Genomic DNA, 19,580 nt, shown 5'->3' on the forward strand with positions numbered 1-19,580 from the left:
TCCAGTCTTCCTCCTACTATCCTGCTGCTCCGGTTTACCAGTCAAGTTCAGAGATTTTTTCGCGCCGTGAGAAAGAAAGAAATATTACTCTACCGGAAAGAGCTTTCCGGTCTTACATTATTCACACTATCATTTCAGTTGAAAGGATTCAGTATCTTAGAACACCATTAACAGATACTCAAAGCTGCAGAGCGGATCATTTTTTCACTGCGCTTTAGGTTTAAGGATCGGGATCAATCAGCACTACAGGATTTTTACCGGTAAGTTAATGCCTATCGGGATAATAGAGGTCACGACATATGAAAGGACTTGAACTCAGCCAGAGATATTTTTATGAGGTTGCCCTGCCGATTTTGGAGCGGGATTGCTGCGACAAGCTCATGAAACTGGCAATCGGTCTGGCAGGAGAAGGCTCCGACTGCTTTGGCTATGATGACGAGATTTCCCAGGATCATGACTGGGGGCCGGGGTTCGCGATATGGCTCTCAGACCTGGATTACCAGCAATTTGGCAAAGAACTTTCCCAAATCTACGACAGCCTGCCTAAAACATATCTTGGTTATTCGGCCAGAGAGACCAGCCGCTGGGGCGAGGGGCGAATCGGTGTTCTCCAGATCAACAATTTCTTCCGGACTTTGCTCGGCATGGATGGTTTGCCCCAAACCCCTAAACAGTGGCTGGCGACTCCTGAAAACGGTCTCGCAACAGCCGTGAACGGCAAAGTCTTTCACGACCCGCAGGGAACCTTTTCGGCCATCCGCCGCACCCTGCTTCGTTACTACCCGGAAGATGTGCGGCTGAAAAAAATCACCGCCCGGGTAATGGTAGCCGGCCAGGCAGGACAATACAACTATCCGCGTTCAGTAAAGCGAAACGAACCATGTGCCGCCCTCCAGGCCGAGGCCAAATTTATCGAAACAGCCCTGTCGCTGGTCTTTCTGCTCAACCGGACGTTCATGCCCTTCTACAAGTGGGCCCATCGGGCTGTGAAGCCACTCGACATTCTTGGTGAATATGCTTACGACACGGTTCTCCGGCTCGTTACAAGCCATAACCCGCAGGAAAAAGAACAGCTGATCGAGGAGTTCTCCCAAAAGCTCATCGAACAGCTCCGGGAACAGGGCCTCACAGAGAGCACTAGTGATTTTCTCCCCGATCACGGGCCAGGCATCCAGGCGATGATCAGCGATGAGGAACTCAAACGTTTGGGACTGACCGTCGGCTGAGTCTGATATTGCAAGCAAAGGAGCAGCGCTTGGAGGACAAGAAAGACATCATCAACGCTATTATCGAGCTTGAACTGGAGATGTTCTTAAACGTTGCCGCCAGGGAAAAAGCATCATGCCAGGAACATCCGGATCGCTTCAGGGCCTTTCGAACGTCAAACTTCTGTGCCTGGTCAGAAGAAGCTCTATCCTCCTACCACGACGACCTCATCAAGGCCAAGGCAAATGACAGAAACCTGCTCACCTTGAAATACGCACGAATGGAAGGCATCATCCCACAGCTGACCGACTCACCATTGTTGGACGCCATTGTCGATATCGAAATGGAATGGGTCAGGGAGCTGGCAGCCCAATACCCAAATATCCACTCTAAAGGAAGGCCCATCGAACAGGATGGGCCGCATACCACCTCCATCAGGACCTATCTGCGTGGCGAGCTTGAGACTTTTTCAGAAAAAACCCTTGAGCTCTACTACCAGAACGTGGTCAACAGCCGAAAGCACGGTACGAATCTAGCCAGAGCACGACTTCAGGCAACCATCCGCAATGCGGGGTTCAACTCGCTCGACGAGGCTGAAGCACACCTGGCTGCACAACACAATCAAACCAGACAATTGTAAGCTATCCAACATGCACCTGCTCTCGATAGTCCGCTGCGTTTACTCTCCAATCTCCGCATTAGCGACGATTTTCCCGAGCTGCTGAAAAAATCCGCTCCTTTCCATCCACTTTGACACTCCGCCTCGTTATTCGGTATCATTCGAATAGGGAATATGCCGGAGAAATATCGAACCTCCCGCCCCTGTCTCATCTCTCTTTTGGAGAAAGAACTGATGCAGACTACGAACAGGCGCCTCGTCCTTTTTTTCATCCTTTTACTGGCACTCGTTGCAGGAGCAATCCCAGTCACAACCATTGGCGAGTCTGCCGGACAAGTCTGGCAGGTAGGTGCGAAACGCTGGAGCGTCGCCGAAGAAAATCACTTTGCCCAGTGGGTGGAAGCGTCCATCAACGAAGATTTTTTCATTCGCCACAACATTGCCATCGATTGCGCTGATGTTCCCTACGCCGTCCGTTGGATCTATGCCCGGATTGCCCATCTCCCGGCAGCCGTCACCACCGAAGATGGTCTTTTGTTTGGCAACTGGTCGACAGCCTTCAGTTATCTTCCCACCGCCAAGGAATGGTATCGAGACCGCAGATTTCGTCAGTCGCTTCTTCACATCCTCGAGCTGACATCCACCAAAACACTTCCGCAGGACACTTATCCCATCCGTATTTCCGCAGGTTCGCTCACTGCAGGTGCCATCTTTCTCCATGATGGCCACGCAGGTATTATCGGCCGCATCGTTACAGACGGCAGCACCTATTCCCCGGTCCAAACCTGGGAAGCAACACTGCCCAGAAAAATCACTCAACTCCGTCAGAGGAACTATTTCGGCACAGATATCGAGCACGAGCAGGGCACTGGTTTGCTACGGTTCCGCTGGCCACAATTCAACAGCGGGCGCTGGCTCTACTTTGCAGTCGAGCAGGAGCCTTTTTTCTCTCTTGAGCAATACAGCTCGGATTTCTGCAAAATCGGCGAATCCTTTGATGACGCAATTGCCCGGAGAATTGATCCCAAACCGCGTTCCCCCGCCAAAAGGGTCCACCTGATTATCGATTCAATCTATCGCTATCTTCTGGATAGGGTAAAACTTGTTCAAACCGGCTTTGCCTATTGCAGGAAGAATGGTTGCCCTGAGGGTTCATCCAGCTGGGAAATTTACAGCACCCCCTCACGCGATGAAAAAATTGGCCTGGAGATCTATTACCTCAAAAAGTTGATAGTAGATAATGGGCTTGATGCAAAAACTCTGGAGCGGGAAATGGCACAACGGACCATTCCTATCACCATGGAACGGACAATCACCTTGCTCGATGTAATACACGATAGCGCATGGCTGTCGCATGACCCCAATGATTCAATCGAAGCTCGTTGGGGAGTAACGAAATGCGAGATGATCTTGAAAGAAATCCGTAACGCGCTGGTCGACCTCGATTTTGCCGAACAGCGCTATCGGTCCACCGATCCCGCTTACGCTGACCGGCTGCGTGAAAAAACGATGTATAAAATTGAGAGGCTGCATGATGAGGAACAGCGCTCATCTTGCTTCGATCTACCGCCTGGCCGAAGCAAAAACCTTTCTCGGCAGCCGCCCTTACCAATATCAGCTCCCTGATCGTGTTGCTTTTTCATTCATAGCACTCTTGTTTTGTCAGGAAAGCGGCACTATCTATACTGATATTGTCGCATATTTTTGCCTTGTGCCCGCACGTGGCATTTAGCATTTCAATTGTAATATAACTATAAAGGATAGCTATGAATCTGGTGTACCTCTCACCCCATTTCCCACACCATTATCATCAGTTCTGCAGAAACGTGAAGCAACTTGGCGCCAATGTGCTCGGCATCGGCGACTGCCCATACGACCAGCTCGACCCTGCTGTCAAAGAGGCCCTGACCGAATATTATCTTATCAACGACATGCACGACTACGATCAGCTGGTACGGGCCTGCGGTTACTTCACCCACCGTTACGGGAAGATCGACCGCTTCGAATCCCTCAACGAATACTGGTTGGCCACGGAAGCCCGCATCCGTGATGATTTCAACATTACAGGCGTAAGAGGCAATGATATTGATGTCATCAAACGAAAATCCCGGATGAAAAAACGCTTCCAGTCTGCCAAAATCCCGGTTGCAGCAGGCCGCCTTGTCACCACTGTTACAGCGGCAAAAAAGTTCATTAAAGGTGTAGGCTACCCGGTGGTTGCCAAACCCGATATTGGAGTCGGGGCGCTGGACACCTATCTTCTTCACTCCGATGCTGATCTGGAGAGCTTCTTTGCCTCCAAACCGGATGCTCAGTATATCATGGAGGAGTTCATCAAGGGCGAAATAATATCTTTTGATGGCCTGGCCGACGCCAACGGCGACCTGGTCTTTTCTACCAGTCATCACTTCAGCCAGGGAATTATGGAGACGGTCAACGAGGCCCGCCATATCCACTACACTTCACTCCGCGACATTCCACCCGCCCTTGAAGAGATTGGGCGCAAGTGCGTTGAGGCCTTCAAGGTCCGCAGCCGGTTCTTCCATATCGAGTTTTTCGAAACAGCGCCGGGGAATTACGTGGCACTTGAAGTGAATATGCGCCCGCCCGGCGGCTTTACCACCGACATGTTCAACTTTGCAGGCGACATAGATGTCTACAACTTGTGGGCCCAGGTGATGGTGAATGGTGTTGCGCCTCTTGAACATACGCGCAAATACCACTGCTGTTACGCCAGTCGCAAAAACCGTTACGACTATCGTTACAGCCATGATGAGGTCATAGCTCAATACAGCGCTTTCATAAACAGCGTGGTCAACGTCCCTGGCGTCTTCAGCAGTGCCCTGGGGGATGTCGGCTATATTTTCCGCTCGCCGCAGATAAAAGATATCGATGACATTGTCCGCTTCATCCACGAAACCCGATAAGGAACCCGCAGATGCATATTGAAGAACATCGCTGGCACAGCGACCGGCTCAACCAGGAGATGACGCTGAAAGTCTACGGCAATATGGGACAGCCGCTGATCGTATTTCCCTGTTCCCGGGGGCGCTATTTCGACTATGAAGGAATGGGCATGATCGAGGCCATTGCCCCCTTTATCGACAACTGCAAAATAAAGCTCTTTTGCGTCGACAGCATCGATGAACAGTCCTGGTACAATTTTGGCGTTATGCCAGGAGAAAGAAACAGCCGCCATGAACAATATGACCAGTACATTACCGCTGAGGTGGTTCCCTTTATCCGTCGACACTGCAACGATGAAGAGATCCGAATCATGGCGAACGGATGCAGCATGGGTGCCTACCATGCGGTAAACTTCTTCCTTCGCCACCCCGATGTTTTTGCCGGCACCATCGCCCTGAGCGGTCTCTACCGATTAGACCGTCATGAATTCGGCCTTGGAGCAGAAGATATCCCCGCCGTCTATTTTAATTCGCCGGTGAGCTACCTGCCTGGGCTGAATGACCCATGGTTTTTGGAGCGCTATCGGGACAGCACGATCATCATCTGTACGGGTCAGGGGGCCTGGGAAGACGAGGCGCTCGAAGACACCCGCGCTCTCGATCATGTTTTCAGGTCTAAATCCATAGATGCCTGGATAGATTACTGGGGCTACGATGTGAATCACGACTGGCCCTGGTGGTACAGGCAGATGAACCATTTTCTTGGTCGTCTTTATTCGTAGAAATCCCCGAAGAAAGCAGGTGGTGCCCAATAGGCCACCTGCCGCGCTGGTACGTAATGCCTGCTACCCCTCATATCGCAGTAACAGCAGCGGAATGGTGAGTTTGTGTTTGAGGCTTTCTGAAACATCACTGAACAGGCTATCGCCGATAAAAATACCACCATGGGTCGCCATTGCCATCAGATCGTAGCCACCGGTCTCCTTCTCCTTCATTATCTCCTTTTCCGGCTCAAATCTTCTAACGCTCGCCTTCACATCGACACGGCCCTCTCAAAGATAGCGACATTTGAACATTTTCCGGTTTCTTCACGCCTGATGGTACGCAATAGTTGAGTTTTATTCCGGGTTGAATTACCGTGCTTGGCCAGCGTGGAATTATTAACCCTCAAACCTTCATCATCATGCAACAGACGGCAACCCATCGATAATTCATATCCATATGAGTTGACCGATATTGCGAAACCAGACAAGACTGCAATCCGGAATCCGAACATGAAATTTCAGCAAGAACCACTTTTTTATGCAGAAATACGACAGGAAGGCTATCATATTTATAACCTTGAAAATGCCGAGACACCAAATTATTATCCTGACGATCTGCAGGACTATCCCGGCGTTTCAATGCGCGAACTCCAGGAAGGCGACATTATTACAATCCGGGTCTATTTCGGTGTAGGCTCAGGTGAAGAGATGCAGGTTGACAGTGGGTATGTTGATCTTCGTGTCGAGCATGTTGACCTTGACAAAGTCGTGGCCGAGATCGTTTCAGAGCTGCCGGACGAATATGCTTTGAGCCTGGGTGATTCCATTGATGTTTTCGCCGAAGAGATCTTGTGTATAAACGATATTCAATAATTATTTACAACTGATCAATTTAATAAGGGTTTTCATCCCTCATAACACGACCATGACAACCGCGCCCAAACAGCTCTCGTTTCTTGACCGTTTCCTGACTCTGTGGATATTTCTGGCCATGTTTCTCGGTGTGATAACAGGGTACCTCTACCCGCCTGTACAGCAGATCATCAACTCCTTTCAGGTTGGCACCACCAATATCCCGATTGCCATCGGCCTGATCATGATGATGTATCCGCCGCTGGCCAAGGTGAAGTATGAGGAGCTGGGTCAGGTGTTCAGAAACTTCAGGGTGCTGACATTGTCACTGATTCAGAACTGGGTGATCGGCCCTATTCTGATGTTTTTGCTGGCGATCTCATTTCTCTCCGGTCACCATGAGTACATGGTAGGTCTTATCCTGATAGGCTTGGCCCGCTGCATCGCCATGGTCATCGTCTGGAATGAACTCGCGGATGGCGATTCGGAATACTGCGCCGGGCTGGTCGCATTCAACTCAATTTTTCAGGTGTTGTTCTTTTCCTTCTACGCGTGGCTCTTTATCACTATCGTGCCGGCCTGGTTTGGCCTGGATGGAGCGGTGGTGGATGTGTCCATCGCCGATATTGCCAAGTCGGTCTTTATCTACCTGGGCATCCCGTTTCTGGGAGGCATGTTCACCCGGCTGATCGGCATCAAGACCAAGGGTAAAGATTGGTACGAGAAGGTCTTCATTCCGAAAATTAGCCCTCTGACACTGATTTTTCTCCTTTTTACCATCATAGTGATGTTTTCCTTAAAAGGTGAATATATCGTACAGCTGCCCTTTGACGTATTGCGCATTGCCGTACCACTCACCATCTATTTTCTGGTCATGTTCGTGGTCTCCTTCTTTTTCTCGATGAAGGTCGGTGCCACTTATGAACAGACGGTGACCTTGAGCTTTACCGCCGCCTCGAATAATTTCGAGCTGGCAATCGCGGTCGCCATCGCTGTGTTCGGTATCAACTCCGGTGAGGCTTTTGCCGCCGTCATAGGACCGCTGGTTGAAGTACCTGTGCTGATTGCTTTGGTAAATGTGGCGCTGAGGTTAAAAACAAAATATTTTCCGTTTGAAAAGAAGACGCTTTCCGGAGTGTGCCATGTGCACCTGAAAGATCAAGCGAACTGACACCATTGACGGGAGAGAGGAGATGCTGCTGCAGGGATACGAGCTGGAAATTTTCAAATCAAAATGCCAGTCCGACGCACAAGGCGTACACTGTTTCGCTCACCTCAACAACGATGTCCGCGAGGTGCTGCCCTATCTCAACACTGTGCTCGGTGGTTTCGTCTACACCCATGAACCACCGGCTTTGACCCTGAAAAACTATGGCAAACTCATAACAATTCATCCTCGGAAAATCGCAGTCAATGCCCTTCGGGACGAGGAGGAAGCGGAGAAGATCATTGCCTGGCTGCAGCGGGAAATCAACGAAACATGGGATAGGCGGGCAGAAATAGAACCGTGTACCGAAAGTGCCAGACAGCCGGTGCTTCTCGAAGTTTTGAAACTTCTGCCCTGCACCAACTGTCGGGAATGTCATGACCCGACCTGCCTGGTCTTTGCCTCAAAAGTCATCGAAGGGGCAAAGGACCAGAATGACTGCCCACCCATGGCAGAAGAGAAAAAGCAGCAACTTGCCGAGTACCTTTCCCAGTTCAGGTTTGATTAAATTCGGCTGAGACATCACCACAACCTCAAAGACCGTCCATGCAGTCAACAAGCGAAAACATCCAGAACCTCTTGGTCATCCCCTGCTCCTGCGACTCGTATCTGGGCAGATTGCCAGCTGCTGCCGTCCAGGCCCTGTTACAGGAGAAAAGAGTACGAAGGCAAATAGAGGTGCGTCAACCTGATGCTCCTGGTCTGTTACAGGAAAGCTCTCTTCAAGAAATGTCGATTGTCGCTGTTGACGGCTGCGGAGATTGCTGCGTGCAGAAGCAACTCGCAGAGAGAAATATCAAGGTTGAATTCTATTTAAACCTCGCCGAACTTGCCCTCGAAAACAGGGACACTTCTGAAATTACAGAGGGGGATCTGCAACTTGCCAAGGATGGCATTATTGCCTCCGCCGCTAGAACCTCCGACTTTTTTCCTCGCATTCCGGGATGTTGTTGCGGTTAAACACGCCTCTTCGTTACGTAAAAGAATATGAAGTCACAAAAGATCACAATACTCTTTCTCTGTACCGGCAACTCATGCCGCAGCCAGATGGCTGAAGGTTGGGCCAGACACCTCAAAAGCGATGAGTTGGAGATCTATTCGGCAGGTATTGTCAAACATGGCCTCAACCCATCTGCGGTGCAGGTCATGGCCGAGGTCGGCGTCGATATCTCCGGCCAGGAATCCCAGACTATTGACGAATTGTCAAAACACGAATTCGACTGGGTTATCACCCTCTGCGGTCATGCTGACGAGACCTGTCCGATCTTTCCCGGGAAAAAGGTGCACCGCGGATTTGACGACCCGCCTGCACTGGCGGCTTCCGCAACGAGCCAGGAAGAGAAACTCGCACCCTACCGAAGAGTACGGGATGAGATCCGGGATTTCGTTCTCACTTTACCGGATTCACTTCCTAAAGGATGAAAAGAGGCATTTTGACAACCACTGCATTCCGCCGCAATCTTCTCATTTCAACATGGTCTTCAACTCCTCAACAGACGGCACCCTGCCAACAGCTTTAACCGTGCCATCCACCACCAACCCGGGAGTCATCATCACGCCGAGGCTCATGATCTGATTGAAATCGGTTACCTTTTCTATTTCACATTCGACACCCATTGCCGATACGGCCTCTGCGACATTATCCGCCAATTGATTGCAGCTTTTACATCCCGGACCAAGAACCTGGATCTTCATTGTTATCTCCCTCAAGTAATTAAAAAAATGTTCCAAAAAGTATCCCGCTGATAGTAGCCATAACGATCACCAGTGCAACAAAAACGAGCGTTTTCTTCGTGCCAAGAACACTGCGTATCACCAGCATATTGGGCAAACTGAGCGCCGGACCGGCCAGCAGCAGAGCCAGAGCCGGGCCTTTTCCCATGCCGCTGCCAATAAGACCCTGCAGAATCGGAACCTCAGTCAAGGTGGCAAAATACATAAATGCTCCGGCAAAGGCGGCAAAAAAGTTTGCCATAAGAGAATTTCCCCCAACCGCCCGAGCAACCCATTCCGAAGGAATCAGTCCCTCATGCCCTACCCGTCCGAGCAACGCTCCGGCAATGAGTACACCGGCCAGCAACAGCGGCAGAATCTGTTTGGCAAAATCCCAGGAGGTAACAAACCATTGCCCGGTTTCGCCCTTCTCCAGACTGGTGAAAATGGCAAGTCCGATAAAGCCAACAGCAAAAGCCACCTCGAGATAATTTGGAAAAATGACCGCTGCAAGGGCAACGGCAACCGCAGTCGATGCCACTTTCCAGAGGTGAATATTAAACCACCGGCAAAGGATCACACCAAAAAGCAAGGCAAAGCCCGAGGTAACCCACCACTTCGCACCGTAAATCGCAGCCCAGATGCCATCAGGTTCTTGCGGTTTCCCCCAGTTCGCAAACACCAGAATCGCTACCATGGAAAAGAAGTAGAGTGCGTTCTGCCCGAGAGTCCTGGCCATCGGCTCCTCTGGCAACGCCATTTTCACTGCCGCTTTCTGGCTTTCCTCCTTACGGAAGAAAAAAGCCATCAACAGTCCGATAATTATGCTGAAGGCCACGGCACCGATACCCCGCGCCAAACCCATCTCAGGGCCAAGAACGCTGGCGGTAAGAACAATAGCCAGGACATTGATGGCAGGTCCGGAGTAGAGAAAAGCGGTGGCCGGCCCCAGCCCAGCACCCATCCGATAAATACCGGCAAAAAGCGGCAGGATGGTACAGGAACAGACGGCCAGAATGGAGCCTGACACCGCCGCCACACCATACGCCACGATTTTGTTGGCTTCAGGTCCGAGATATTTCATTACTGCGGTCTTACTGACAAATACCCCGATAGCACCTGCGATGAAAAAAGCGGGAACAAGACAGAGCAGTACATGCTCACGGGCATACCATTTAACCAATTGAAACGCCTCGATAATGGCATTGTCAAAACGCGGATGCCCCACCGGCAGAAAGAAGCAGCCGACAAAAATGACGACAATCCACAACAGGTTTTTCCACTCCGTTTTCCAGTTCATCTTCACCACACTCCATGCAATTCTTTTCAACCTCACGACCAGCCGCGAAAGTTGACGACATTTGGCCAAAATACCAAATAAAAACCAAAAAAAATCAGCCCAGCATGTCGATATGTTCCTGGATCCCTGCCTGAACCACCTCTTCGATACAGGGCATATACTTCAAGATGCAGGGTACCTTCAGCCGGTAGTAAACCATTTTTCCACGCTTTTCATCCACGACCACGCCAGCCTGTTTGAGCACGGAAAGATGTTTGGAGATTGTCGAAAAATCAGCATCTACTTTTTCAACAAACTCACAGACACACCGCTCTCCGTCAGCCAGTTGCTCGGCAATCCACAACCTGGTCGGATGCCCCAATGCTTTGAATACATTAGCCTTTGCTTCTATGAGTGCTTTTTCTTGAGGTGTCATAGCGTCTCCTTGATTGCTCATATGGTAAAATCACCAAATGTTCATGTCAAGCGATATTGTGACAGGAAATACAAAATATCTCCTCATGTACACTATTGTATCAATGTTACTGATCACCGGATTGAGTCATTCCTGAGAGCATCCATCATCCCAAAAAGATAGTAAAAATTCGAGAAACCACATTTCTTCGCCACGCCCTAACAATTAATATTGCGTGCAAATTGTCACGATGTAACTATAAAATAAGAAATCGAAGATACTAAACCCTCTTTGGGTTACGACGAGAATGATGGCATGCAGGTCATGGAACATGCTCCTATGGAGACGTCCTGTGCCGACGCAGGTTGCTGTTGGAAACGAATCAACTCCATCCGGAGTTACTCACCACTGCAGCAAAATCCATCATCTTTTATGAGCGGAAAATAAACATTCATTACAGGAAAACACGATGGAACAGCAGAAAGGCAATATTCTCTTTGCCACCGACCTGAGTATAAATATGCACAAGGTCTTCGAGCAAGCCGCTTTGATGGCGATCAATTTCAACACCAAGGTCACCATTCTTCATGTGCTGGTAGATAATCCGGAAGCCAAAAGGCACATGATGTCAATCTTTGGTGATGATCAGTACCAGAATATCCGGCGTGAACACCAGGAAAGAGCCCAGAAAGTGTTGACCGGCAAAAACACCGAAGCACGCAAAATCCAGCAGGCACTGACCAAGGTGTTCTTTGAGCAGGAAAGAAAACTGAACTTTACCGACACCGATACCTTCATCGATAAAATACTGATCGCCGAAGGCCCGTCTATCGCCGACGAAATTTACAGCACCGCTACAGACGAAGGATGCCGGTGTATCGTGATGGGTTGCCCCAGCCAAGGCCTTCTCTCTGGGGCATTGGGAGACAAAATTCTGAAAAAAGTCCTCAAGGTATCGAAGATTCCAGTGCTTGTGGTACCTTTCGAGGATTAAACGAGACCAGCCAGTGTTTCGCGCATAGCATACCTGCGAAACAGGTACTGATACCCATACTTGGACCTTTCCCTGAAGCAGCTTTTTCATCGAAAGGTCCAAGCATACTCAACACTTACTCAATGCAACGCCCCGGACGATGTTTGCGGCCGATAGTACAGCCGCACTACGTTGCCGGTCCGTAAACACATTGTTTTTCAACGATGTCTACCTCAACCCCCTGACAGGCCGCCTTCCCATAGAGAAGAACGCCACGCAGCCTGATAGCAGGATTCCCGCCATCATTCCAAGGAAAAATGTACCCCAGCCGAAACCTTCTGACGAGTCGGCCACCTCTTCCTCTTGTATGGGAACTGCTGGCTGCGAGACAGAAGCTGTTTCAGCAACTGCTGTTTCAGCAGGAGATTCTGGCGCAGGCGCTGTGACAACCTGAACAGGCTCAGGTTTGGGCGGCAGAAGGGCAAAGCCCTTGCCCAACAGTTCCGCAGTCTTGGCATCTCGCACCTTACGGTCTTTACTGCCCATAACGATAGCAATAACCCTGTTTCCGCCTCTCTTGGCTGTTGCTGCTATGGAAAATCCTGCAGCCTCAAAATAACCGGTTTTCAAACCATCGCACCCGTCAACCTGACCAAGGAGATGGTTGTGATTCCGCATGATGAATTTATTCTCACGAAAACCCCGTTCCCTGGTGCTGGTGTATTGCAACACATCAGGCCGACTCACCAGGGCACGACATAAGAGCGCGAGATCGTTTGCGGTCGTCTGGTCCGTCTTCTGTCCCTCCGACGGGGGTAGTCCATGCACAGAGTAGAACCGGGTGTTCTTCATGCCCAGTTCCGCAGCTTTCTGGTTCATCAACGCCACAAATCCGTCCTTTGATCCGCCAATATGGACAGCAAGGGCAACTGCCGCGTCATTGGCCGACTGCACCGCCAGGGCATACAACAGGTCTTCAATCGAAAATTGTTCCTTCGGATCGAGATACACCTGTGAACCACCAGTCTTTGCAGCTTCAACTGTGACCTGGACCATCTCATCAAGTCTGTTTTCTCCCCGTTCGATACGTTCCAGCACAATCAGCAGATCCATCAATTTGACTACAGAAGCTGGATACACAACGGAGTCAGGATTTTCAGAAAAGAGGACCTTGCCACTATTCGCATCCAGAACCAGAGCAGAGACATACGGATCCCTGGAAATGGAATCCACCTTGGCACGCGCGGCCCAACTGTTCTGGCCGGCAATCAAAAGGACCACAATCAACACTACGATACGCTTCATAACCATTTACCTGAAAAGAATGAACTGATACATGGCCAAGCAGTGGCGAGCCCATGCTTGGCAGAGAAATAGAGCCTTGCTACATAAGAGATATTCAGGATACTGACAGAATCGGCGACACGTACACGAAGACACCCCAACCGGATGAACGCTACCTACAACGGTTAGGGCGCCTACTATCGCCTGAGAAGGAATTTATCGTAATGATGTTTCATCAGACTGGCAAGCTATTTCGATTTGCCAATCAAAAGAGAATGCCCCCACCAGGCCGAAAAGTACTTTTCCAGGAGGCTTTCAGATTTATCGCTTTAAAAAGGCACGAATTCGAGCCTGAGTCTCTTCTGTTTCCAACAACGCGCCGAAACCTTTCAGCTCATTTTCAATCACTGCGATAACATCAGGCTGTGAATCACGCATAAGTTCTTTTGTTTTCAAGAGAGAAGCAAGTGGCTGCTGGAGTAACTGCGAAATGTATTCTTCTGCAACCTCCGCGGCCTTGCCCGGTTCGGAAATTCGGTTAATCAAACCCCAAGCGAAAGCCTCATCCGCTGAAAAGAACCGCCCGGTAAGCAACACTTCCCGAGCCATTTTCTGACCAATTACCTGAGGCAAAAGAACGCTGGAAGCGCCCTCAGGACCAACACCCAGATTAGCAAATGGCACCCGAAATTTGGTTTTACTGGAGGCAATAACAATATCGCTGTGGAGTAAGATTGTTGTACCAATGCCAACGGCAACGCCTTCAACAACAGCTACCAGGACTTTCTTCAGGTTTGCCACCGTAGTAAAAATGCCCTGAACACATTCCATGAGCTGCAGTTGCTCGCCACCAACCAGATCCGTAAGGTCGTTGCCGGCTGTAAACTGGCCGCCCGCCCCTTCCAAGACGATGATATTGCAATCAGATGATGCATCTGCCGATTCGAATGCGGAAATAAGCTCTCGATAAGTTTTGATGCGAATTGCATTGAGCTTATCCGGCCTGTTAATCGTGATCCTGGCAACCCGGTTATCGTAGCGAACACTAATATCGGTAAACTTTGCAGATTCCATCATCTTTCTCCTGAGAGGTTTGAGAACAAGCCAGATTATTTTTCACAATACTTTTGCTTGTCAACGAGAATAACTGGATAGCAAATATAGCTCATATCAAGATCGCATGCAATGCGTTTACGTCAACGTAAGCAAATTGCGATGTAATCAAGGAGAAAACTCAGCAGGGTCTGAAAAGGCGTGGAAAATCACTAAAGATTGCTGTTGCCCCAAAACTGAACAGGTCGCGGCCAATAGCTGGATCATTCACGGTAAAGATATTGACCCCAAATCCGCCCCCACGCAATTCGCGAATCAGTTCCGGAGTGGTTATCTCAACATCCGGATGATATGCCTGAGCATCAAGGGCGGCAAGATATTGCAAAAGGTTATCGGGGTGTTCCTCTTCCTGCAGCACGCCGATGGCGATCTGCGGCATCTTTTGTTTTACCTGCCGCAGGTAATCGTGACGAAATGAGGAGATAAGGGTTGATTCTGTATAGTCGGCACTGGCAACAGCAGCCAAAACGGTGTCGACAATTGTGCTGTCATGTCTGCCCCCTTCCTGATCTTTTATTTCGACATTCAGCGGAATCCGGGAATTTTTGGCCCAATTGAGCAACTCGGACAGCGTCATAATCGTCTGGGACATACACAAATTCCGATCATCCGGTGAGACCATCCCTTGTGATATGGTGGCAAAAGGATCAACGGTTAAAAACCATGACCCGATATCAAGTTGTCGAAGCTCAGCCAGATCCCAGCTATCAAGACGCAGCGACGGCTTGCCAAGCCTGGTGGCAAGCTCCGCGCCATTGCTGGTCCTGCCTAATACTTCGTCATGATGGATGACCGCGACCCCATCCCGACTCATCTGGACGTCAACTTCGATAAAATCACAGCATCCGATGCTCGCGGTAAATGCACAAAGACTGTTTTCAGGACGGATGCTTCTGTTCCCGCGATGCGCAGAAACATATTGCCTGTTATCAAAGCTGTAAAAAAAGCTCATTTTCCCTCTCCACGCTTGCTTACAATCAGGTTGATAACCGCCAGGGTTGAAGTAGAAACAATCAAGAGAAAAGATACCGCATTAATGATGGGCGTTGAGCCATCACGCACCTGCAAATAGAGATTAATGGGTAATGTCGTCTCCGATCCCACCAAAAAGAGCGTGGTGTTGAAATTCTCAAAACTCATGAGAAAGGCGACAGCTCCACTACCCACAAGGGCCGGCCGTAAAAACGGCAGCGTGATATGACGGATAACCTGACGCCTGGTAGCCCCGAGGTTGAGAGCGGCTTCTTCAAGTGAAGCATCGAACTTCTTCAGCCTCGCAGAGACCACAAGCAGTACAAAAGTAGCAATAAAGGAGAATTGACCGAGAACCACCAGCCAGAAGCTGGGGCGGAGTAGCTCAATATCCAGGCCAAACCGATCCTCAAAGAAAATACCGAGACTGTTGGCTGTAAGCAGCAGGGAGATACCCAGGATAACGCCAGGAATAACCAATGGTGTCAGTGCCAGAAAATACAGGGCCTGCTTACCTCGGAACTCCTCCTGCTCAAACAGAAAGGCCCCCATGGTGCCAACCGTCACCGACAATATCGACACCCAGAAGGCGGTCTTCGCACTGACCCAGATCGAAGTTAGATTCGATCGGTCATGAAAAAGACCTATGCGATCAGGCCCGTCTGCCAGAAACCAGTCCAAAGAAAAACCTTTCCAGGGCAAGGACGGAAAATTGGAGTCGTTGAAGGCAAGGATGCAGGTGATGACCAGCGGTGCGAACAAAAAGACGTAAAAAAGAATGATGTAACAGGTAAAACTTGTCGAGTAGCTTCTTGGCTGTGGGAGTGTACGGATCATGATAATGCCCTCCCAAGTTCCTGGCGGCTCAATTTCAAGCCAAACCAGATGATAACTGAACTGAGCGCAAGCAGCAGAAAACCGAACGCAGCACCCTGATTCCAGTTAAAACTGGCAATAAACTCATTGTAAATCTGCTCGGTGAACCAGAGCGAATTCTTTCCGCCCATCAGTTTCGGGGTCAGGTAGTTGCCAAGTGCCAGCATAAAAACAACAATTGACCCTGAAGTTATACCCGGTGCAGCATAGGGAATAATGATTCGAAAGAAAATCGTCAGCGGCGAAGCACCGAGATCATGGGCAGCTTCTATCAGGCTGTCATCCATGCCCTCAAGGGCAGAGATCAGTGGCACGACCATAAACAACATGGACGTATAGACAAGACCCATGAGCATGCTGATATCATTGTAAAGCATCTCCACAGGGGAATCCATCAACCCAGAACTGACCAGAAGATGATTAATAACCCCGCTTTCACGTAACAGGATCATCCAGCCATATACACGAACAAGTTCACTCACCCAGAATGGCATCAACAGCAGAATAGTCAGGAAACCGGAAAATTTCGGGGAGACGACCTTGGTTATGTAGAAAGCGACCGGAAAGGTCACGCAAAAGGTCAGCACCGTCACTGTAATTGCATACAGGGCGGTACGGACAAAGGTATACCAGTAGATTTTTTCGACAAAAAAGTGCCGATAATTGGCAAAGGTCCAGACGGCTTTCCCCATATCGTCCTTGCCCTGCAGCGACATCATCAACAATTCGAGATGCGGTACGACAATCAGCAGCAGCAGCCAGAGCAGGACCGGAGTGAGAAAAATAAAGAGGCCGAGGCGAAAATGTGTTTTCATGCCGCCTCCCTTGGATAACAGCGACAACTACTAAGATGAACGCCGGCATCAATAACATCACCTTTGCCGATATGCGCAAACTGCTCATTCTGCGGCAAGGCCACTGTCAATTCATAATCACTTGCACCTATAGTCGCGAGAATCTTGGTATTGGAGCCGTCAAAGAGAATATTGCGGACCGTCAGGGAAAACCGGTTGAAATCATCACCGCCACCATCATGCTGCAGGATGATGGCTTCGGGTCGGATAAAGAGGTCCAACTCATCACTGCTCGAATCGTTTACCTGGGTCGCCTGCAGCTCCAGACCGAAAGAGGTTACCACTTTCAGTGGTGAACGACTGACTACTGAAACCGGCAGGATATTGGTTTCACCGACGAATCCGGCAACAAACCTGGTTGCCGGATTGGCATACAGATTTCTGGGGCTGTCGATCTGTTCGAACCTGCCTCTGTTCATTACAGCCACCCGATCCGACATCACGAGCGCTTCCGACTGGTCATGGGTGATATACATAAAGGTGGTACCCACCTCAGCCTGGAGCTTTTTTAATTCGATTTTCATCTGTTCCCGGAGTTTCAGGTCCAGTGCACCCAGGGGTTCATCAAGGAGCAGCAGGGAAGGTTCCAAGACAAGAGACCTGGCGATGGCAACTCGCTGCTTCTGGCCACCCGAAAGCTGGGAAATGTTCTTTTTTCCGTAACCGGTAAGATCGACCCGCTCAAGCATTGCATCGACCCGTTTACGAATTTCATCTTTTCCCACCCCCTGACGCTTGAGACCAAAGGCGATATTTTCCTGAACATTCATCATCGGGAACAGTGCCAGGTTCTGAAAAACCAGATTAACCGGCCGTCGATTTGGAGGCACCTCACTCATGTCCCTGCCGCGAATACACAGTGTTCCGCTTGTAGGTTCCTGGAAGCCGGCAATCATACGCAGCAGTGTGGTTTTGCCGCAGCCGGATGGACCAAGAATAGAAAAAAAACTCCCTTCCTCCACCTGGAAGTTAAGGGTGTCGACAGCGGTGAATGCATCAAACTCTTTCCTGAGATTTTGTATTTCGAGAACAGGGGCCATTCTATTTTCCGGGTTGTAAATAAAACGGTGACGCCGTTTCCTGCTGGGAAACGGCGTCACCATGGTGAAATTGAATATCCGATAAGTGAAAAAAGCAAATTTTAATTGGCAGCTTTCACCATGTCGAGAATTTTTCCTTCCATCTGCTCGATTTCAGCACCAACCGGCGGATACCATTTAATATTGTCGATATCGGCAGCGGTAAATGAGCGACTGATGTTGTCACGGACCTCTGCGTCGAGATACTGTCCGGCATCCTTGGATGCTGTGGCATATTTTTCTGTATTGGAAAATACTGCTGCGTTTTCGGGACGCAGCATGAAATTGATCCACTGGTAAGCACCATCAACATTTTTCGCCTTAGCCGGGATGGCGAAGGTGTCAATCCAACCAAGGGCGCCGCTCTTCGGGGCCACAAAATCGATATCGGGATTCTCGCCATGAAGTTTCCAGCCGCCATTATCCCAACCCATTGCCACACTCACTTCACCGCTACGCACCATCTCGAGCAGGGCATCACCATTTGACCAGTAATTTTTCACATAGGGCTTGGCAGCAATCATTTTCTCAGCAACCGAGTCCATGAGCGCCTTGTAGGCTGTTGGATCGCTATACTTGGCAAAAGGATCATCTCCACTGGCAAACGCCAGACCGATCAGCGTCGGCCGCTTAAGACGGTAGCTGATACGACCGGAGTATTTTTCATCAAGCAGAGCGGAATAGTCCTTGGCTTCCGGAGCCAGCTTGGTGTTGACGATAAGGCCTGAAGTTCCGTAGCAGAAAGGAACACCATAGGAGTCTTCCCCGACCTTGGTGTTTTTCTTTACCGCCTCAAGCATCGAGGCGATGATCTGATCACTCTTGATCTTGTTGTAATCCATTGGCTGATAAATTTTGTATTCAGCCTGAACAGACGAGATACGGTCCTGACTCGGCTGTGCAAGGTCGAAGCCGGCACCCCTTGTAGCCCTCAATTTGGCTATCATTTCCTCATTGTTGGTAAAGGTCAGCTCAACCTTCATTCCGGTTTCCTTTTCGAACTTCTCAACCAGTTCCTGAGGGGCGTATCCTTTCCAGGTAAGGATTTTGAGTGATTCAGCAGCTTGTACGTTTAATGCCAGTCCCATTAACGCAAATGTTGTTACGGCAAACAGTTTTTTCATAATAATCTCCTTGTAATAGTTATTGAGTTGATATTTCTATTCCAGTACCACCAACCGTCTAGGTCAATTTTGATGATGTTCAGCTCATGGTTCAACATAATACAACCGCTCCTTTACGAAAAGGTGAAACATATCCCAAATCATAAAGCGCTTGGTTAAACGATGATATCGTTATAACCTGATGTAACTATAAAAATTCCTGCCTAGAAGATTTGTAACAAAAACGACAGCAGCTCTTGACTGCACGAACAAGTTAGCAGGTCTTGTTTGATCGGGCAACTTGTTTCACTAAAGATATTGAATATTAATAGAAATCTAACCACATCAGAAAAGTTCTTAATTTC

At 49.5% G+C, this 19,580-nt stretch carries 22 protein-coding genes; 11 read left to right on the forward strand and 11 right to left on the reverse strand.

Annotated elements, in window-relative coordinates; translation table 11 throughout:
- Positions 1-299 precede the first annotated feature (299 nt).
- The 5 genes from BUF15_RS02145 to BUF15_RS02165 all read left to right on the forward strand — a co-directional run bounded on the left by BUF15_RS02145 (position 300) and on the right by BUF15_RS02165 (position 5,513).
- Complete coding sequence (locus BUF15_RS02145; RefSeq protein ID WP_073611809.1) at positions 300-1,226, forward strand: DUF4037 domain-containing protein; 927 nt, start codon at positions 300-302, stop codon at positions 1,224-1,226.
- 29 nt (positions 1,227-1,255) lie between these two features.
- A complete protein-coding gene (locus BUF15_RS02150; RefSeq protein WP_073611810.1) occupies positions 1,256-1,846 on the forward strand; it encodes a DUF4125 family protein in 591 nt (196 codons plus the stop codon).
- Between the two features lie 213 nt (positions 1,847-2,059).
- Entirely contained in the window at positions 2,060-3,451 is a 1,392-nt protein-coding gene (locus BUF15_RS02155; protein ID WP_143170611.1) for a hypothetical protein, read from the forward strand.
- A gap of 140 nt (positions 3,452-3,591) precedes the next feature.
- Positions 3,592-4,752, forward strand: a complete 1,161-nt coding sequence (locus tag BUF15_RS02160) for an ATP-grasp domain-containing protein (protein ID WP_073611812.1) — start codon at positions 3,592-3,594, stop codon at positions 4,750-4,752.
- Positions 4,753-4,763: 11 nt separating this feature from the next.
- Positions 4,764-5,513: an esterase family protein gene (locus BUF15_RS02165; RefSeq protein ID WP_073611813.1), complete on the forward strand. Its 750-nt coding sequence runs from the start codon at positions 4,764-4,766 to the stop codon at positions 5,511-5,513.
- Between the two features lie 63 nt (positions 5,514-5,576).
- Here the strand turns inward: BUF15_RS02165 and BUF15_RS02170 are convergent, their stop codons facing one another.
- A complete protein-coding gene (locus BUF15_RS02170) occupies positions 5,577-5,768 on the reverse strand; it encodes an adenine nucleotide alpha hydrolase family protein (RefSeq protein WP_073611814.1) in 192 nt (63 codons plus the stop codon).
- A 237-nt stretch (positions 5,769-6,005) separates the two neighbouring features.
- On the opposite strand from BUF15_RS02170, the gene BUF15_RS02175 reads away from it, so the two are divergent.
- From BUF15_RS02175 to BUF15_RS02195, 5 genes are read left to right on the forward strand one after another with little or no spacing between them, the layout of a single operon-like run.
- Positions 6,006-6,368 carry a hypothetical protein gene (locus tag BUF15_RS02175; protein ID WP_073611815.1) on the forward strand — a complete coding sequence of 121 codons (363 nt, stop codon included), beginning with the start codon at positions 6,006-6,008 and terminating at the stop codon, positions 6,366-6,368.
- Between the two features lie 52 nt (positions 6,369-6,420).
- A complete protein-coding gene (gene arsB, locus BUF15_RS02180; RefSeq protein ID WP_073611816.1) occupies positions 6,421-7,518 on the forward strand; it encodes an ACR3 family arsenite efflux transporter in 1,098 nt (365 codons plus the stop codon).
- Between the two features lie 22 nt (positions 7,519-7,540).
- Complete coding sequence (locus BUF15_RS02185; protein WP_073611817.1) at positions 7,541-8,062, forward strand: (Fe-S)-binding protein; 522 nt, start codon at positions 7,541-7,543, stop codon at positions 8,060-8,062.
- Between the two features lie 38 nt (positions 8,063-8,100).
- Entirely contained in the window at positions 8,101-8,514 is a 414-nt protein-coding gene (locus tag BUF15_RS02190) for a putative zinc-binding protein (RefSeq protein WP_073611818.1), read from the forward strand.
- A gap of 27 nt (positions 8,515-8,541) precedes the next feature.
- A complete protein-coding gene (locus BUF15_RS02195) occupies positions 8,542-8,976 on the forward strand; it encodes an arsenate reductase ArsC (protein ID WP_073611819.1) in 435 nt (144 codons plus the stop codon).
- 42 nt (positions 8,977-9,018) lie between these two features.
- Here the strand turns inward: BUF15_RS02195 and BUF15_RS02200 are convergent, their stop codons facing one another.
- From BUF15_RS02200 to BUF15_RS02210, 3 genes are all read right to left on the reverse strand, one after another.
- Positions 9,019-9,249: a thioredoxin family protein gene (locus BUF15_RS02200; protein ID WP_073611820.1), complete on the reverse strand. Its 231-nt coding sequence runs from the start codon at positions 9,247-9,249 to the stop codon at positions 9,019-9,021.
- 19 nt (positions 9,250-9,268) lie between these two features.
- Positions 9,269-10,567, reverse strand: coding sequence for a permease (locus BUF15_RS02205; RefSeq protein WP_073611821.1), 1,299 nt, complete (start codon positions 10,565-10,567; stop codon positions 9,269-9,271).
- A 94-nt stretch (positions 10,568-10,661) separates the two neighbouring features.
- Positions 10,662-10,982 carry an ArsR/SmtB family transcription factor gene (locus BUF15_RS02210; protein WP_073611822.1) on the reverse strand — a complete coding sequence of 107 codons (321 nt, stop codon included), beginning with the start codon at positions 10,980-10,982 and terminating at the stop codon, positions 10,662-10,664.
- Between the two features lie 448 nt (positions 10,983-11,430).
- Between BUF15_RS02210 and BUF15_RS02215 the strand changes: the two genes are divergently transcribed.
- Positions 11,431-11,955, forward strand: coding sequence for a universal stress protein (locus BUF15_RS02215; protein WP_073611823.1), 525 nt, complete (start codon positions 11,431-11,433; stop codon positions 11,953-11,955).
- A gap of 207 nt (positions 11,956-12,162) precedes the next feature.
- On the opposite strand, the gene BUF15_RS02220 is transcribed toward BUF15_RS02215, so the two are convergent.
- The 7 genes from BUF15_RS02220 to BUF15_RS02250 all read right to left on the reverse strand — a co-directional run bounded on the left by BUF15_RS02220 (position 12,163) and on the right by BUF15_RS02250 (position 19,236).
- Complete coding sequence (locus BUF15_RS02220; protein ID WP_084553380.1) at positions 12,163-13,239, reverse strand: D-alanyl-D-alanine carboxypeptidase family protein; 1,077 nt, start codon at positions 13,237-13,239, stop codon at positions 12,163-12,165.
- Between the two features lie 300 nt (positions 13,240-13,539).
- Positions 13,540-14,295, reverse strand: coding sequence for an enoyl-CoA hydratase/isomerase family protein (locus tag BUF15_RS02225; protein WP_084553381.1), 756 nt, complete (start codon positions 14,293-14,295; stop codon positions 13,540-13,542).
- A gap of 157 nt (positions 14,296-14,452) precedes the next feature.
- Complete coding sequence (locus BUF15_RS02230; protein WP_073611826.1) at positions 14,453-15,283, reverse strand: glycerophosphodiester phosphodiesterase; 831 nt, start codon at positions 15,281-15,283, stop codon at positions 14,453-14,455.
- Positions 15,280-16,140, reverse strand: a complete 861-nt coding sequence (locus BUF15_RS02235) for an ABC transporter permease (protein ID WP_073611827.1) — start codon at positions 16,138-16,140, stop codon at positions 15,280-15,282. Before BUF15_RS02235 ends, BUF15_RS02230 begins: the two co-directional genes overlap by 4 nt.
- The gene (locus BUF15_RS02240) at positions 16,137-16,994 is read right to left on the reverse strand and encodes an ABC transporter permease (protein WP_073611828.1); all 858 of its coding nucleotides are present in this window, start codon (positions 16,992-16,994) and stop codon (positions 16,137-16,139) included. Before BUF15_RS02240 ends, BUF15_RS02235 begins: the two co-directional genes overlap by 4 nt.
- A complete protein-coding gene (locus BUF15_RS02245) occupies positions 16,991-18,073 on the reverse strand; it encodes an ABC transporter ATP-binding protein (RefSeq protein WP_073611829.1) in 1,083 nt (360 codons plus the stop codon). The genes BUF15_RS02240 and BUF15_RS02245 overlap by 4 nt, the downstream gene beginning before the upstream one ends.
- Before the next feature lie 101 nt (positions 18,074-18,174).
- Positions 18,175-19,236 carry an extracellular solute-binding protein gene (locus tag BUF15_RS02250; RefSeq protein WP_073611830.1) on the reverse strand — a complete coding sequence of 354 codons (1,062 nt, stop codon included), beginning with the start codon at positions 19,234-19,236 and terminating at the stop codon, positions 18,175-18,177.
- Positions 19,237-19,580: the final 344 nt, after the last annotated feature.

Source organism: Desulfopila aestuarii DSM 18488, from assembly GCF_900143695.1.
GTDB lineage: Bacteria > Desulfobacterota > Desulfobulbia > Desulfobulbales > Desulfocapsaceae > Desulfopila > Desulfopila aestuarii.